This window comes from Synechococcus sp. WH 8101 (assembly GCF_004209775.1).
GTDB lineage: Bacteria > Cyanobacteriota > Cyanobacteriia > PCC-6307 > Cyanobiaceae > Synechococcus_C.
This window is the reverse complement of sequence record NZ_CP035914.1, coordinates 570570-586933: the sequence shown is the minus strand read 5'-3', so window position 1 is coordinate 586933 and position 16364 is coordinate 570570. Positions and strand designations below refer to the sequence as shown.

Below are 16364 nucleotides of genomic sequence, written 5' to 3'. Positions count from 1 at the left end.
AACGACATTCTGTGACGCTGCCTGCACCTCTCCGCCCGGACAGCGATACGCTCCCAGTGCATCCCGTTTCAGCGCAGCGATGGCGATCTCCCGCGGCGACAAGGTGCGCATCAAGCGCCCTGAGTCCTACTGGTTCAACGACGTGGGCACTGTGGCCTCCGTTGACACCTCTGGCATCCGTTACCCCGTCGTCGTTCGCTTCGAGAAGGTGAACTACAACGGCATCTCCGGCTCCGAGGGCGGAATCAATACCAACAATTTCGCCGAGGCCGAGCTGGAGCCCGCCTGAGGCCCTTGCCGGAACTTCCAGAAGTTGAGACGGTTCGTCGTGGATTGACGGAGCGTCTCAACGCCTTTGACATTCATCGTGTGGAGGTCTGTCGGGACCGGGCTATTGCCAGTGCCGGCGGACCCGATTGTTTTGTTCAGCAACTTCAGGGTTGTCGTGTTGGCCGCTGGCAACGACGGGGGAAATATCTGATCGCCCAGCTCCATCCCCCTGGGGCGGGGTTGGCTCAAAGCCAGGGCGATGATGCTGGCTTGTGGGGCGTGCATCTGCGCATGACAGGGCAGTTCCAATGGCACAGCGTCCCAACGCCGCCTTGCAGGCACACGCGAGTGCGCATCTGGAACCACGCCGGAGAGGAATTGCGCTTTGTCGATCTACGCAGCTTCGGGCAAATGTGGTGGGTGCCACCGGGCGAAGCCGCAGAGTCGGTGATCACCGGGCTCCAAACCCTGGGCCCCGAACCCTTCAGCACAGACTTCACGGCTGAGTATTTGCAGACGCAGCTGAAGGGATCAACACGCTCAATCAAAGCGGCCCTGCTCGACCAGAGTCTTGTGGCTGGCACCGGCAACATCTATGCCGATGAAAGTCTGCATGCCGCTGGGATTGCTCCCCAGACCTGCGCGGGCAGCCTCAACCTGGATCAACTAGGGCGGTTGCGCGATGCCCTGGTCCAAGTGCTGGAACTGAGCATTGGCGCCGGGGGCACCACCTTCAGCGATTTCCGCGATCTCGAAGGGGTGAATGGCAACTATGGAGGCCAAGCGTCGGTGTACCGGCGCACAGGCCAGCCTTGTCCTCGCTGCGGGACAGCGATCGAACGTCAGAAACTGGTTGGACGCAGTACCCATTGGTGTCCGGTTTGCCAGCCGCAATAACGGCTCACACCGCGCTGCACCGCTAAGACGGGGAAGGGATTAATGCAAAAGCAGGTGTCAACGGCAGCAGATCAGCTGGTGGATGTGATCCAAAAGCTTCACCATCGGGGCTGGTGTGATGGGACCGGTGGAAATTTCAGCCTGGTGCTCGAACGGGAGCCGCTGCGCTTATTGATGGCGCCCAGCGGAGTGGACAAGGGCAGGGTGCAGGCCGACCAGTTGATTGAGGTGAATCGTGAAGGCGCTGTGATCTCCGGCAGCGGCAAGGCGAGTGCTGAAACTCTCCTCCACCTGCGGATCATCGAGGACTGCCAGGCCGGTGCGGTGCTTCACACCCACTCCCTCACCGCCACACTGCTGTCAAACCATCATCAGAAGCTTGGCGGCATTCATCTGGAGGGATGGGAAATGCTCAAAGGACTGGCTGGCGTGACCACCCATGACACCTCAGTGCAGATCCCCATCATCGCCAATCACCAGAATCTGCAGCTGCTCAGTCAGAAAGCCGCTGAACATTTACCCAACGCTGCCCATGGCTTGCTGGTGGCTGGCCACGGCCTGTACGCCTGGGGCGAAACGCTGGAGGCAGCCCAACGCCATGTGGAGATCTTGGAATTCTTGCTGAACCTGCACTGGCGGCAACACCTCTTGCACTGACACAACTCATGACGCAATACCTGCTCCTCGACATTGAGGGAACCACCTGCCCGATCAGCTTCGTGGCCGACGTGTTGTTTCCCTATGCCTCTCAGCACCTGGCAACCTTCCTACAACAGCATGGGCAAGACCCAGACATTGCCGCAATCCTGGAAGCGGCCTGGCAGGAATGGGAACAGGATCCAGATCCGAAACAGCAGAGCAATCTGCGCCAAGTGGAGGAGCAAAAACGGGAATCTCTGCAGGCCATCACACACTATTTGCAAGATCTCATCGATGCCGACAGAAAGTCGACAGCACTCAAAGATCTGCAGGGCCACCTCTGGAACCAAGGCTTCCAATGCGGGGCCATTCAGGCCGAGTTCTACCCAGAAACCATCCGTTGCTTACAACAATGGCATCAGGCTGGCTTGCAGCTGGCAGTGTATTCCTCCGGGAGCATCCAGGCCCAACAATTGCTCTATGGCCACACGGAAGCGGGCGACCTCAGAGGACTCTTTTGCGGCTGGTTTGACACCCGCACAGGCAACAAAAAAGAAGCCTCAAGCTACAGAGCGATCAGCAAACAGCTCCAATGCGAACCTCAGAGCATCACATTCATCAGTGACAGCCGCGCTGAATGCGATGCAGCGAAAAGCGCAGGATTGCAGGTGTTGTTTAGCCTGCGCCCAGGCAATCCTGATCAGGAACCGGGCCGACACACCGTGATCACTTCACTGGATCAGGTGAACACAATCTTCACCACGCCTCAACGGTAGCGTTCGGGGGTGCAGACAACAAAAAAGCCACCCCGAGAGGGTGGCTTTTCAGCGCAACGGGATGGAATACTCCGATCCGATTGCGATGGGTTGAGAATTGTTTTACCTGGCATCGAGCTATTTTCTCAGGGGGCTACCCCCCAAATATCGTCGCCGCTGCTGCGTTTCACAACCGAGTTCGAGATGGATCGGAGTGGGACCACAGCGCCATGGACACCAGGATAGTTTCAATTCTCTAGGGGGTGAACCCTGAGAACTGCATAGGTTGTCGCAACAGAGGTTGCTACGTCTGGATGGAATAAAACATGTCTCTTGGGCAAGAACCAATGGTTTGGTCAAGCCCTCGGTCTATTAGTACTCCTCCGCTGCATCCATTACTGGACTTCCACGTAGAGCCTATCAACGGGTGTTCTTCCCGTGACCTTACTGGGTTACCCCATGGGAACACTCATCTTGAGGTGGGCTTCCCACTTAGATGCTTTCAGCGGTTATCCACTCCGCACATGGCTACCCAGCGTTTACCGTTGGCACGATAACTGGTACACCAGAGGTGCGTTCCTCCCGGTCCTCTCGTACTAGGGAGAAATCCTCTCAATGTTCCTACGCATACACCGGATATGGACCGAACTGTCTCACGACGTTCTGAACCCAGCTCGCGTACCGCTTTAATGGGCGAACAGCCCAACCCTTGGGACCGACTTCAGCCCCAGGTTGCGATGAGCCGACATCGAGGTGCCAAACCTCCCCGTCGATGTGAACTCTTGGGGGAGATCAGCCTGTTATCCCTAGAGTAACTTTTATCCGTTGAGCGACGGCCCTTCCACTCAGAACCGTCGGATCACTAAAGCCGACTTTCGTCCCTGTTCGACTTGTAGGTCTCACAGTCAAGCTTGCTTCTGCTTTTGCACTCGTCGGCTGATTTCCAACCAGCCTGAGCAAACCTTTGCGCGCCTCCGTTACCTTTTAGGAGGCGACCGCCCCAGTCAAACTGCCCACCTGATACTGTCCGCTCCCCGGATAACGGGTGAACGTTAGAACCCTAGCTCTGAAAGAGTGGTATCTCACCATTGACTCCCTAGCACCCACAAGCACTAGATCAACGTCTCCCACCTATCCTGCGCATTCAGAGCCCGGGCACAATACCAAGCTACAGTAAAGCTTCATAGGGTCTTTCTGTCCGGGTGTATGTAGTCCGCATCTTCACAGACAATTCTATTTCGCCGAGCCTCTCTCCGAGACAGCTCCCAGATCGTTACGCCTTTCGTGCGGGTCGGAACTTACCCGACAAGGAATTTCGCTACCTTAGGACCGTTATAGTTACGGCCGCCGTTCACCGGGGCTTCAGTCGCCAGCTTCGCTTACGCTGACCGGCTTCCTTAACCTTCCGGCACTGGGCAGGCGTCAGCCCCCATACATCGTCTTGCGACTTAGCGGAGACCTGTGTTTTTGGTAAACAGTCGCCTGGGACTCTTCACTGCGACCAGCTCGCGCTGGCACCCCTTCTCCCGAAGTTACGGGGCCATTTTGCCGAGTTCCTTAGAGAGAGTTACCTCGCGCACCTCGGTATTCTCTACCACCCCACCTGTGTCGGTTTCGGGTACTGGCAGTTATGCCTTAACGGGTATAGAGCTTTTCTTGGAAGCATGACGTCACCAACTTCGCTGCCGTAGCAGCTCGTACTCACGCCTCAGCTCGGATCGTTTTCGCCGATCCTCAACGCCTCGAACGCTTGAACCAGTAACCAACATCTGGCTTGGCTAGCCTTCTCCGTCCCTCTTCCCAAAACATAACCGGTACAGGAATGTTGACCTGTTATCCATCGACTACGCCTTTCGGCCTCGCCTTAGGTCCAGACTAACCCTCCGCGGACGAGCCTGCCGGAGGAACCCTTAGGGTTTCGGTGCATGGGATTCTCACCCATGTTTTCGCTACTCAAGCCGACATTCTCACTTCCATGCAGTCCACGCCCGCTCACGCTAACGCTTCACCCCACATGGAACGCTCCCCTACCATAAATCCGCAGCTTCGGTACAACGCTTAGCCCCGTTCATTTTCGGCGCAGGATCGCTCGACCAGTGAGCTATTACGCACTCCTTTGAGGATGGCTGCTTCTAGGCAAACCTCCTGGTTGTCTGGGCAATCCCACCTCCTTTATCACTTAGCGTTGATTTGGGGACCTTAGCTGGCGGTCTGGGCTGTTTCCCTCTCGACCATGGAGCTTATCCCCCACAGTCTGACTGCCTCGCTACACACAGGGTATTCAGAGTTCATCTCGATTTGGTACCGCTCTCGCAGCCCGCACCGAAATGGTGGCTTTACCCCCCTGCTGGAGCACGAGACGCTACGCCTCAACGTATTTCGGGGAGAACCAGCTAGCTCCGGGTTCGATTGGCATTTCACCCCTAACCACAGCTCATCCGCTGATTTTTCAACATCAGTCGGTTCGGACCTCCACTTGGTATCACCCAAGCTTCATCCTGGCCATGGTTAGATCACCCGGGTTCGGGTCTATAAACACTGACAAACGCCCTATTCAGACTCGCTTTCGCTATGGCTCCACCATTTCCGGTTTAACCCGCCAGTGCCTATAAGTCGCCGGCTCATTCTTCAACAGGCACACGGTCACCCGATCAGTCGGGCTCCCATTGCTTGTAAGCTCACGGTTTCATGTTCTATTTCACTCCCCTCCCGGGGTTCTTTTCACCTTTCCCTCGCGGTACTGTTTCGCTATCGGTCACACAGGAGTACTTAGCCTTACGAGGTGGTCCTCGCGGATTCACACGGAATTTCACGTGCTCCGTGCTACTCGGGATACAGCTAGGCCAACGCTCCTTTCGAATACGGGGCTTTCACCCTCTGTGGCGCGCCATTCAAACGCTTCTTCTAGGTTTGTTGGTCCACATTGCTGTCCCACAACCCCGATGGTCGAAACCATCGGTTTAGGCTCTTCCCCGTTCGCTCGCCGCTACTGAGGGAGTCGTTTTTACTTTCCTTTCCTCCAGCTACTAAGATGTTTCAGTTCGCTGGGTTGGCTCGCGCTACCCTATGGATTCAGGTAGCCGTTCCAGGGGTTGCCCCATTCGGAAATTCCCGGATCAAAGCGTGTTTCCAGCTCCCCGAGACTTATCGCAGGTAACCACGTCCTTCATCGCCTCTGTGTGCCAAGGTATCCACCGTGAGCCCTTTGTAGCTTGACCAAATTAATCTCCATCATGCTTGCTGTTGTTGAAAACAGATTCTCATTGATTCCTTTCAGAATCAACAATCAAACTCCCACTTGCTCGACACAAGCAGAAGAACACCATGGAGTCTCGGCTCTTGCTCTAGAATTCACATCCTCTCATTACCATCACCCTTTCGGGTAACAATACTGAAAGAATGCATCATCCATGAGATGCTTTATTCTTTCCAGACTCACCTATGCAGTTGTCAAGGTTCTGCTAGACTTCAAATCAAAACGAAAAAGCTATCTCGCGATAACCCTGACACCTGATTCGAGCCCAGCATCTTATCAACTAAAATTCAATCCATGATTGAATCTCAGAATGACAGGAAGCTGGGGTCTCCAGCGGACACATCTAAATCACACACCAAAATCATTCAACTCCAAAAATAGGAGCTGGGGATCACGTTCGGTCAGTGGAGGTTAGGAGACTCGAACTCCTGACATCCTGCTTGCAAAGCAGGCGCTCTACCAACTGAGCTAAACCCCCAACACCGAATGGGCCATCCTGGACTTGAACCAGGGACCTCACCCTTATCAGGGGTGCGCTCTAACCACCTGAGCTAATGGCCCAGGAGTCTCATCCCTTTTGGGGTGTGACCTAGACAAAGTTTAGGAACTAAGAATTGATTCCATCTCCATTTGTATTTCTACAAATCAGATGAATTCAAAGCTGAGGTACCGATCGACCTAAGGTGACAGGATTTTGACCTAAGAATAAAAGTACTCAGGCATCAAAATCATTGTGTGTCTCCCTGTTAGGAGGTGATCCAGCCGCACCTTCCGGTACGGCTACCTTGTTACGACTTCACCCCAGTCATCAGCCCCACCTTCGACGTCCTCCTCCACAAGGGTTGGAGTAACGGCTTCGGGCGTGGCCAACTTCCATGGTGTGACGGGCGGTGTGTACAAGGCCCGGGAACGTATTCACCGCAGTATGCTGACCTGCGATTACTAGCGATTCCTCCTTCACGTAGGCGAGTTGCAGCCTACGATCTGAACTGAGCCACGGTTTATGGGATTTGCTAGCTCTCGCGAGTTTGCTGCCCTTTGTCCGTAGCATTGTAGTACGTGTGTAGCCCAGGATGTAAGGGGCATGATGACTTGACGTCATCCACACCTTCCTCCGGTTTATCACCGGCGGTCTCTCTAGAGTGCCCAACTGAATGCTGGCAACTAAAGACGTGGGTTGCGCTCGTTGCGGGACTTAACCCAACATCTCACGACACGAGCTGACGACAGCCATGCACCACCTGTCACTGCGTTCCCGAAGGCACTCTCCCGTTTCCAGGAGATTCGCAGGATGTCAAACCCTGGTAAGGTTCTTCGCGTTGCATCGAATTAAACCACATACTCCACCGCTTGTGCGGGCCCCCGTCAATTCCTTTGAGTTTCACACTTGCGTGCGTACTCCCCAGGCGGAACACTTAACGCGTTGGCTACGACACCGAGGGGGTCGATTCCCCCGACACCTAGTGTTCATCGTTTACGGCCAGGACTACAGGGGTATCTAATCCCTTTCGCTCCCCTGGCTTTCGTCCATGAGCGTCAGTTATGGCCCAGCAGAGCGCCTTCGCCACTGGTGTTCTTCCCGATATCTACGCATTTCACCGCTACACCGGGAATTCCCTCTGCCCCTACCACACTCTAGCCCAACAGTTTCCACTGCCACGATGGAGTTAAGCTCCACTTTTTAACAGCAGACTTGAAGGGCCGCCTGCGGACGCTTTACGCCCAATAATTCCGGATAACGCTTGCCACTCCCGTATTACCGCGGCTGCTGGCACGGAATTAGCCGTGGCTTATTCCTCAAGTACCGTCAGATCTTCTTCCTTGAGAAAAGAGGTTTACAGCCCAGAGGCCTTCATCCCTCACGCGGCGTTGCTCCGTCAGGCTTTCGCCCATTGCGGAAAATTCCCCACTGCTGCCTCCCGTAGGAGTCTGGGCCGTGTCTCAGTCCCAGTGTGGCTGATCATCCTCTCAGACCAGCTACTGATCGATGCCTTGGTAGGCCTTTACCCCACCAACTAGCTAATCAGACGCGAGCTCATCCTCAGGCGAAATTCGTTTCACCTCGCGGCATATGGGGTATTAGCAGCCGTTTCCAGCTGTTGTCCCCCTCCTGAGGGCAGATTCTCACGCGTTACTCACCCGTCCGCCACTAACCCGAAGGTTCGTTCGACTTGCATGTGTTAAGCACGCCGCCAGCGTTCATCCTGAGCCAGGATCAAACTCTCCGTTGTAGATCATTTCCTCTTGCATCTTGCTCTCTCAAGCAACACACTCAAAATGATTTGCGTCACCCACAATCATGCACTGGCGTACACAATCGCAGTTGAGGCCTCCTTCCTCTGACAGAAGGGTTCAAAGAGTGCACTTAGAATCTCTCCCTCGTGACTTTCCAGGATCTCAGATCCGGTTTGTCGCTCCATCAATTCGCACACCGGCAACACAGAAGCTCGTGAAAACTTCCCTGTTGCAGCGAATGACTTCAACGCAACATAAAATGTTTGACGGGACCTCACACCTTCATCGCTTCTCATCTCATCCACTCCAATGAACCTCTCAGCTCCTTGGCCGGATCAGACGCAATGAAAGCGTCAGTTCCTAAACTTTTTGATTGTCCAGGTTCTGCCGTCGCGCTCCCTCTTCAGGAGCGGTGAGCGGTGCGGTCTCTCGCGACCGCTTGTGAAACTTACAACACCGTCGGATCGCTCCTCTTGGTCTCGTAAGCACCGATTGACGCAAGCAGCTCTCGCTTCTCTCGCCTCTCGGCTGCGCTTCAGGCCTCAGCCCCCCGCGCAGTCCAAAAACATAACCCATCAACCCCTAAGCACGCAACTTCAGAACCCAAGGGGCAGATCTCCAGACTTGCTTCCACTGGCCAGATCGCCTGCAATCACTAGGGTCCTGACAGGAGAGGTGAGTGGAAACACCATGGCAGGACGCTTCAGCCAGCAGCACCAACGGGTACGGCCAAGCTCCAAGGAAGACCAGGTGGTGCAAAAAGCCCGGGAACATTTCGAACGCACCCTGGTGCCCGTGGCGGGATCCCTGGCGGGAAGCGTCGCTGCCCTGGAACACCCCAGCCTTGATGGCGCCCTCAATTACGGCGAAATATTCCTGCGCGACAACGTGCCGGTGATGGTCTACCTGCTCACCCAGAGGCGCTTCGAGGTGGTGCGGCAGTTCCTGAGTGTGTGCCTGGACCTTCAGAGCACCACATACCAAACCCGTGGCGTGTTCCCGACCAGCTTTGTGGAGGAAAACCAGGAGCTGATCGCCGATTACGGCCAGCGCTCCATCGGGCGGATCACTTCCGTGGACGCCAGCCTCTGGTGGCCGGTGCTCTGCTGGCTGTACGTGAAACACAGTGGTGATCACGCCTTCGGGTCGAGCCAGAAGGTGCAACGCGGGATCCAACTCCTGCTCGATCTGGTGCTGCATCCCACCTTCGAGGGCACACCGGTGCTGTTTGTTCCCGATTGCGCCTTCATGATCGACCGTCCCATGGACGTGTGGGGAGCGCCCCTGGAAGTGGAGGTGCTGCTCTTCGGCTCTCTACGCAGCTGCATCCAGCTGATGGAGCTGTCGCGGAGCCAGCACAAAAGCCGCCTGCTGGACCAACGCCTGGTGCTGACGCGCCAATGGGTGCATGATCTACGGCGCTTTCTGCTCAAGCACTACTGGGTCACCAGCAAAACCATGCAAGTGCTGCGCCGGCGCCCCACCGAGCAGTACGGCGAGAACCAACATCAGAATGAATTCAACGTGCAGCCTCAGGTGATTCCCGACTGGCTGCAGGATTGGCTGGAAAACCGGGGCGGCTACCTGATCGGCAACATGCGGACAGGCCGACCCGATTTCCGTTTCTACAGCCTTGGCAACTCGCTCGGCTGCCTCTTCGGCCTGCTCACCAGTCCGCAGCAGCGCGCCCTGTTCCGACTGGTGCTCCACAACCGCGACCATCTGATGGCACAGATGCCGATGCGGATCTGTCATCCACCGATGGATGGGCTCGAGTGGCAGAACAAAACCGGATCGGATCCGAAAAACTGGCCCTGGAGCTACCACAACGGTGGCCACTGGCCGAGTTTGCTCTGGTTCTTCGGCGCCTCGATCCTGCTGCATGAACGGCGCAACCCTCACGCGGATGTGCTGTTGATGGGCCAGATGAAAGCACTCCTGGAGGAGAGCTATTGGAGCCACCTCAATCAGTTGCCCCGTCAGCAGTGGGCCGAATACTTTGATGGCCCCACCGGCACCTGGGTTGGACAGCAGTCACGCACCTACCAGACCTGGACCATCGTGGGGTTTCTGCTGCTTCACCACTTTCTCCGGGTCAATCCCGACGATGTGGAGCTGCTCGATCTCGAGGAGCTGCAACCGAGCACCCAGCAGCCATAAAAAAAGCCCGGCTTTCAGCCGGGCAGCGAAACCATCGAGGCCCTGGATCAGAACAGACCGAGGGTGAGAGACTTATCAATCGGCAGGGCTGCACCGATGCCGAGATAGATCGTGGTGACCGTTCCGAAGAGGAAGACCGCCATGGCAACCGGACGACGGAACGGGTTCTGGAACTTGTTGAAGCTCTCAATGAAAGGCACCAACATCAAACCCAAGGGAACCAAGGTCTGGAGCGCGATTCCGAGGAGCTTGTTCGGAACAACCCTCAGAATCTGGAAGACCGGGTAGAGGTACCACTCGGGGAGGATTTCCAGAGGGGTGGCGAAGGGATCAGCCTTGTCGCCCAGCATGGCGGGATCGAGAACAGCCAGACCCACGATGCAGGCGATCGTTCCCAGGATAACGACAGGGAAGATATAGAGCAGATCATTAGGCCAGGCGGGTTCGCCGTAATAGTTGTGACCCATGCCCTTGGCCAACTTGGCCCGCAACTTGGGATCAGTGAGATCCGGCTTCTTGAGGATGTGCATGATGCAGGACGGAGTTGTACGAACGGTAGAAGGAGCAGTTCGGTATCCGCTTCAAACTGTGAAGCGAATGCAATCAATCACAAGGGACCGGAGATGCCCTGCTTCCGAATCATTAGGAAGTGCATCAGCATGAACACGGCCAGCAACCAAGGCATCACAAACGTGTGGAGGCTGTAAAAGCGCGTCAGCGTGGACTGACCGACGCTCTCACCACCGCGCAGCAGTTCAACCATGAAGTCACCCACCACAGGAATGGCAGCAGGCACACCCGACACAATCTTCACGGCCCAGTAACCCACCTGATCCCAAGGGAGGGAATACCCGGTCACACCAAAGGACACGGTGATCACGGCCATGGTGACGCCCGTCACCCAGGTGAGTTCGCGGGGACGCTTGAAGCCACCGGTGAGATACACGCGGAAGACGTGCAGGATCAGCATCAACACCATCATGGAAGCGCTCCAGCGGTGCACGGAGCGAATCAGCCAACCGAAGCTGACGTCGGTCATCAGATACTGAACCGAGCTGTAAGCCTCAGCCACCGTGGGCTTGTAATAGAAGGTCATCGCAAATCCAGTCGCAAACTGGATCAGGAAGCAGACCAGGGTGATGCCGCCCAGGCAATAGAAGATGTTGACGTGGGGGGGCACGTACTTGCTGCTGATGTCATCAGCGATGTCTTGGATTTCAAGACGTTCCTGGAACCAGTCGTAGACGGGTGAGGAGTTCGCCATGCAGAGGTGGGCTTGGATTGCGAGAGTCTACTGAACACGTTCCAGCGACCGCGTCCGCGATGAAGCCGATGTTGCCGACTGTTAACCGTTGGGCTAACCCCTTGCGGCATCTGGCTTTTGCCCTGATTGGCCTGATGCTGACCAGCCTGATGGCCGCCCATCCGGCTCTGGCGCTCAACGACGCCCAGCAGCTGGTGGTGGAGAGCTGGAAGCTCGTGAACCAGAGCTATGTCGACCCAGCCCGCTTCGATCAGATCCACTGGCGCCGGCTGCGCCAGAAGGCCCTGGAGGGATCGATTCAAACCAGCAACGAGGCCTACAACGCCATCGACGCAATGCTGGCTCCGATCGGGGACCCTTACACGCGGTTGCTGCGACCGACCGACTACGACGCCATGAAGGCGAGCAACGAAGGCAGTCTCAGTGGCGTGGGTCTGCAATTGGGGCACCGACGGGAGGATGAGCGCGTCGTGGTCATCGCCCCTCTGGAGGGGTCACCCGCTGCCGATGCCGGGATCACCAGCGGCACCCTGGTGTGTGCCGTAAACGGCGAATCCACCGACAGCCTCGGCCTGGAGGCCACCGCGGCCCGCTTACGCGGTGACGTTGGCACCCAGGTGGTACTTCAGCTCCAGACCCCTAACGGTGCGGAGCAGGAGGTGACCCTGGAGCGACGCCATGTGGATCTTCGCCCCGTGCGCACCCGCCGTCTGCGCAGCGACACTCACACCCTCGGGTATCTACGCATCACCCAATTCAGCGACGGGGTGCCCGATCAGGTGCACGAAGCGCTGCAAGAACTCTCGGACAAGGGAATCGAGGGGTTGGTGCTGGATCTGCGGAACAATTCCGGTGGCCTGGTGAGTGCGGGCTTGAGCGTGGCCGATGCCTTCCTGAGCAACCAGCCGATCGTGGAGACCCGCAATCGGGATGGAATCGCGGACCCAATCCAGGCAGGAACGGGAACCCTCTACGACGGCCCCATGGTGACCCTGGTGAACGGGGGCACAGCCAGCGCCAGTGAAATTCTGGCGGGAGCGCTTCAGGACGATGGACGGTCACCACTGCTCGGCGGCCGCACCTTCGGCAAAGGCCTGATCCAGACGCTCACCCATCTCAGTGACGGCAGCGGCCTGGCGGTGACCGTGGCGGGTTATGTGACCCCGAGTGGTCGCGACATCCAGGGGCAGGGGATCGAACCCGAGCGGCTTCTCGATCAACCGGAACCGCTCAATCCAGGCGGGGAGGGCGATCGCTGGCTGCTCGACGCCGAACGGTTCATGGACTCGCTGCTGGATCGGGAGACCACCACCCAATCCCTGGACGAAGCTCCGGCTGATCCTGATGCGGCGCTTGCAGCCCTCGAAGCCGGCTGATCCGATGGGCAGCCGAACGTTCCATGACCCCCTCCACCGCAGCATTCGCCTCGATGGCGACCAGCCGGCAGAGGCCATGGTGCTGGCCCTGGTGGACAGCCGACCGTTTCAACGCCTGCGGCGCATCCGTCAGCTCGGGCCGGCCTTCCTCACCTTCCATGGCGCCGAATCCAGCCGCTTCACCCATTCGCTTGGGGTCTTTCACCTCGCCCGCCAGGCCTTTGAGCGGCTGATCAGACGTGATCCCAGCCTGGAGGCCCAACGCGCAGTGCTCTACGCCTCGGCCCTCCTCCATGATCTCGGCCACGGCCCCCTCAGTCACACAGGGGAGGAGATGTTTGGCCTGCGCCATGAGACCTGGTCGGCGCGACTGGTGCGCGACCACCCGGAGATTCGCAAGATCCTCGATGAAGTGGGGCACGGAACCGCTGAAGCGGTGGCCGATCTCCTGCTCCATGGCCAGGCCGAACGGCCGGTGATTAAGGCGCTGGTGAGCAGCCAACTCGACTGCGATCGCCTCGATTACCTGCTTCGCGACAGCTACAGCACCGGCACCCGCTACGGCCAACTCGATCTGGAACGGATCCTCTCCGCCCTCACCCTGGCGCCCGATGGTGCGCTGGCGATCCACCCCAAAGGCCTGATGGCCGTGGAGCACTACCTGGTGGTGCGCAATCTGATGTATCGCAGCGTGTACAACCACCGCCTGAACGTGGTGTGCAACTGGCTGCTGGAGCAACTGATCCGCACCGCGCGCCAACTGGGGCCGGAACGGGTGTGGAGCGACAGCACCATGGCCCGCTGGCTCTGGAATCCCCAGGCGTTGGATCTCGACAGCTTCGAGGCCAACGACGACCTGCGCACCGGGTATCACCTGCTGCGCTGGAGCGAGGAGGCGCCGCCTCCCCTGGCGGAACTCTGCCAGCGATTTCTGCATCGCCGGCTGCTCAAGGCGATGCCGGTGAATCAGCTCGCCTCAGGGGCCCAGTTGGAATTGCTCGCCCTGGCGCGACAACTGGCGGAGCAGGAGGGTCTGGATCCGGCGCTGACCTGCGGGCTGCGCCATCAGCAGCTGCGTGGTTACCACCCTTACCGGGGCGGGCTGCGTCTCTGGGACGGCCATCGCCTGCAGGCGCTCGAGCAGTGTTCAGCTCTGGTGAACAGCCTCTCCACCCCCGAGGAGACGGCCTGGTTGATCCATCCCGGCAGCATCAGCCCAGCGCTGAACAACGCGATGCTCAGCGTTGATTCAGGCCCCACGCCCCCAGCACCCCGGCGACAGCCATGAACCACAGAGGGGAAATGCGCGTGCGCAACATGAGCACACACACAATCACGGAAACAAGATAACCGCCAATGTTGTTGTCTGCCGTGCGAAGGATTTTGAGGCCAACGGAAAACAGAATTCCCAGGGTGACCGGGCCCATCCCCCGCTCAAAGGCCACTCTCCAGGGTGAATGCGAAAACCGTTTCCAGCCCAGACAGGCCACGATCATCACCAGGGTGGAGGGCAACAGCAGGGCTGTTTCAGCCGTGTAGGCCGACACAAGCTCCCAGGGCAGACCCTCGCCAAGGGCAGAACTCATGCCGATCAAACCGGCAATCATGGAACTGGGACCTGGCGCCGCCTCGGCAAGAGCATAAATATCGGCAAATTGGTTGTTGGTGAGCCAACAGAATTGCTCCACACTGAGGTGGTGATACGCGGCCAGCAGCGTGTTGCCGCCACCGAGGGAAAACAGAGATAAGGATAGAAATTGCCAGGCCATGCGCAGCAGCTCAGCGATCGGGCCATCCGGCCTCGGCGCGCACGCCAACCAATGGAAGCAGCCCTCCAGGGTCATAATCATGGAGCCGGATCTCCCTGCTGTTGTTGACGCGGCCAATACCAGGCCATGGCCAAGGGTCCAAGAACGAGAACCACAGGAATGAGATGAAACCGGAATACTGACAACGCCACGAAGGTGACCAGCGCCAGCAGCAAAGCCATCCGGTCGCGCCAATACTCATGGAGGATCTTGAAGCCCATGGAGAGGGCCATGCCTGCAGCTGCAGCCACCACACCAGCCAGCACCCTGTCCACAGCGGGGATGGTGTGGAACTGAAAGTAGAGCAAGCCGACCGTTGTCAACAGCGTGAAGGGCACCAACAACAGCCCCGCCAAGGCAGCCACCGCACCGGGCAAACCTCGGAAGGCTGTGCCGATATACACCGCCATATTGACTTGATTGGGGCCAGGAAACAGACGCGCAACCGTGAGGCCTGTAATGAACGCCTCGTTGGTCATCCACTGGCGCTGCTCCACCACGATGCGCTGACTCCAGGCCGACAAGCCGCCGCCGAAAGACGACAAGGCCACCTGCATCATGCCGATGAAGAGCTGACGGAGCGTGGGCTTCGTATGAGAATCAGACAACAGCCCGGATAGATCACTCATGAACAAACTCGGGATCAGGAATTAATTCACCGTCATCGTGAGCGGCTGGATCGAGAGGATCGGGCGCCTCATAGGCATGCGCCTCATCCCAGTCAGCCTCAAAAATGCGCTTCAGGCGCATCAGCACATCCTCAGCGTCACTGCCAACACCCAATTCTCGGCGCACATCAAACGCACTGCGATCCAGATTCATGGAACCGGTCTGGGCATAGCGGCCATCCACAAGAATCAACTTGGCGTGGAGCTTCAAATGCTTCTGCCGGCGAATCTTAACGCCGGCATGACGCATGATTCGCAACGACGAAAAGGTGTCGTAAATATCCCAGTCACTGATGCCATGCTTGCCGCCGCACAACACCCGAACCTTCACACCCCGCTCCCTGGCTTTGATCACGCGATCAAGAATCACGGCATCGACAAACTTGGGATGCTGAATATCTAATGTTTCTTCCGCTTCATCAAGCAAGTGGGCGATCTGGCCTCGGCTGTACTGATTACTCCAGAACAAGCCGGTCGTGAGATCCGGCTCAAACTCGCGACGCTCCCAATCAGCCTCAAAACAGGCGATCACCTGCTCCACGACCTCAGTCGCAAAGGTGACGATCCCATAATCACGTGTCTGCGTGAAATACTTATTGGACAAATTAAAGGTCGAAATCAAAACCTCCTTGCGGTCGATCACCATTGACTTTTCATGGGTCACCGGGAATCGATCGCTGGTCCAGGCCACGTCAACACCAACAGCCTGCAAACGCTCAAAGGCGCTGTCATTCCAACGCGTTCCTCCTGAGGTATGGGGATTCAACATCACGCGCACGCGAACACCACGAGCATGGGCATCGTCCAGCGCCTGCAGAACCTCAGGAGACTCCAGCTTGAACTGCTTGAGCAGCAACTCACGCTGCGCCAGAGCAATTAAACCGAGCACCGCTTCCGCCCCATCATTCGGCATCACAATCAGCCGTTGATGAGGGTGCCTGACATCACAAGCCAGGCCTTCAAGCATCGTCATGAGAAGCAACGGCCGCACGGCGAGGTGCGCCGACGTTGTTGAACAAGAACCCTTCCATTCTCA

At 57.6% G+C, this 16364-nt stretch carries 12 protein-coding genes, 2 tRNA genes and 3 rRNA genes; 7 read left to right on the top strand and 10 right to left on the bottom strand.

Features of this window, described 5'->3' with window-relative positions:
- The first annotated feature begins 79 nt into the window (after nt 1-79).
- Genes SynWH8101_RS02890 through mtnC form a run of 4 tightly spaced genes read left to right on the top strand, consistent with a single transcriptional unit; the run spans nt 80 to nt 2582 of the window.
- Nucleotides 80-289: a photosystem I reaction center subunit IV gene (locus SynWH8101_RS02890; RefSeq protein ID WP_007100528.1), complete on the top strand. Its 210-nt coding sequence runs from the start codon at nt 80-82 to the stop codon at nt 287-289.
- Nucleotides 290-294: 5 nt separating this feature from the next.
- The gene (locus SynWH8101_RS02885; protein ID WP_130128476.1) at nt 295-1167 is read left to right on the top strand and encodes a DNA-formamidopyrimidine glycosylase; all 873 of its coding nucleotides are present in this window, start codon (nt 295-297) and stop codon (nt 1165-1167) included.
- Nucleotides 1168-1209: 42 nt separating this feature from the next.
- Entirely contained in the window at nt 1210-1824 is a 615-nt protein-coding gene (gene mtnB / locus SynWH8101_RS02880; RefSeq protein WP_130128475.1) for a methylthioribulose 1-phosphate dehydratase, read from the top strand.
- A gap of 8 nt (nt 1825-1832) precedes the next feature.
- The gene (gene mtnC, locus SynWH8101_RS02875) at nt 1833-2582 is read left to right on the top strand and encodes an acireductone synthase (RefSeq protein WP_130128474.1); all 750 of its coding nucleotides are present in this window, start codon (nt 1833-1835) and stop codon (nt 2580-2582) included.
- A gap of 104 nt (nt 2583-2686) precedes the next feature.
- Here the strand turns inward: mtnC and rrf are convergent.
- From rrf to SynWH8101_RS02850, 5 genes are all read right to left on the bottom strand, one after another.
- Nucleotides 2687-2803 (bottom strand): 5S ribosomal RNA (gene rrf / locus SynWH8101_RS02870).
- A gap of 110 nt (nt 2804-2913) precedes the next feature.
- Nucleotides 2914-5779: ribosomal RNA gene (locus SynWH8101_RS02865) — 23S ribosomal RNA — on the bottom strand.
- A gap of 443 nt (nt 5780-6222) precedes the next feature.
- Nucleotides 6223-6295, bottom strand: a tRNA-Ala gene (locus tag SynWH8101_RS02860).
- Between the two features lie 9 nt (nt 6296-6304).
- Nucleotides 6305-6378, bottom strand: a tRNA-Ile gene (locus tag SynWH8101_RS02855).
- Nucleotides 6379-6563: 185 nt separating this feature from the next.
- Nucleotides 6564-8048 (bottom strand): 16S ribosomal RNA (locus SynWH8101_RS02850).
- The 16S, 23S and 5S rRNA genes sit together here with 2 tRNA genes alongside, the layout of an rRNA operon.
- A gap of 694 nt (nt 8049-8742) precedes the next feature.
- Here SynWH8101_RS02850 and SynWH8101_RS02845 point away from each other — a divergent pair.
- Entirely contained in the window at nt 8743-10212 is a 1470-nt protein-coding gene (locus tag SynWH8101_RS02845) for a glycoside hydrolase 100 family protein (protein ID WP_130128473.1), read from the top strand.
- A 47-nt stretch (nt 10213-10259) separates the two neighbouring features.
- On the opposite strand, the gene petD is transcribed toward SynWH8101_RS02845, so the two are convergent.
- A complete protein-coding gene (petD, locus tag SynWH8101_RS02840; protein WP_007100533.1) occupies nt 10260-10742 on the bottom strand; it encodes a cytochrome b6-f complex subunit IV in 483 nt (160 codons plus the stop codon).
- Between the two features lie 77 nt (nt 10743-10819).
- The gene (gene petB / locus SynWH8101_RS02835) at nt 10820-11476 is read right to left on the bottom strand and encodes a cytochrome b6 (RefSeq protein ID WP_006042106.1); all 657 of its coding nucleotides are present in this window, start codon (nt 11474-11476) and stop codon (nt 10820-10822) included.
- Nucleotides 11477-11535: 59 nt separating this feature from the next.
- On the opposite strand from petB, the gene ctpZ reads away from it, so the two are divergent.
- Nucleotides 11536-12852: a carboxyl-terminal processing protease CtpZ gene (gene ctpZ, locus SynWH8101_RS02830; RefSeq protein WP_130128472.1), complete on the top strand. Its 1317-nt coding sequence runs from the start codon at nt 11536-11538 to the stop codon at nt 12850-12852.
- 4 nt (nt 12853-12856) lie between these two features.
- A complete protein-coding gene (locus SynWH8101_RS02825; RefSeq protein ID WP_254428101.1) occupies nt 12857-14140 on the top strand; it encodes an HD domain-containing protein in 1284 nt (427 codons plus the stop codon).
- Here SynWH8101_RS02825 and SynWH8101_RS02820 read toward each other — a convergent pair.
- From SynWH8101_RS02820 to SynWH8101_RS02810, 3 genes are read right to left on the bottom strand one after another with little or no spacing between them, the layout of a single operon-like run.
- Nucleotides 14091-14702, bottom strand: coding sequence for a chromate transporter (locus tag SynWH8101_RS02820; RefSeq protein WP_130128470.1), 612 nt, complete (start codon nt 14700-14702; stop codon nt 14091-14093). The genes SynWH8101_RS02825 and SynWH8101_RS02820 overlap by 50 nt on opposite strands.
- Nucleotides 14699-15289 carry a chromate transporter gene (locus tag SynWH8101_RS02815; protein WP_254428022.1) on the bottom strand — a complete coding sequence of 197 codons (591 nt, stop codon included), beginning with the start codon at nt 15287-15289 and terminating at the stop codon, nt 14699-14701. The genes SynWH8101_RS02820 and SynWH8101_RS02815 overlap by 4 nt, the downstream gene beginning before the upstream one ends.
- On the bottom strand, nt 15282-16301 hold the full coding sequence (locus SynWH8101_RS02810; RefSeq protein ID WP_130128469.1) for a phosphatidylserine/phosphatidylglycerophosphate/cardiolipin synthase family protein: 1020 nt from the start codon (nt 16299-16301) through the stop codon (nt 15282-15284). Before SynWH8101_RS02810 ends, SynWH8101_RS02815 begins: the two co-directional genes overlap by 8 nt.
- Nucleotides 16302-16364 lie beyond the last annotated feature (63 nt).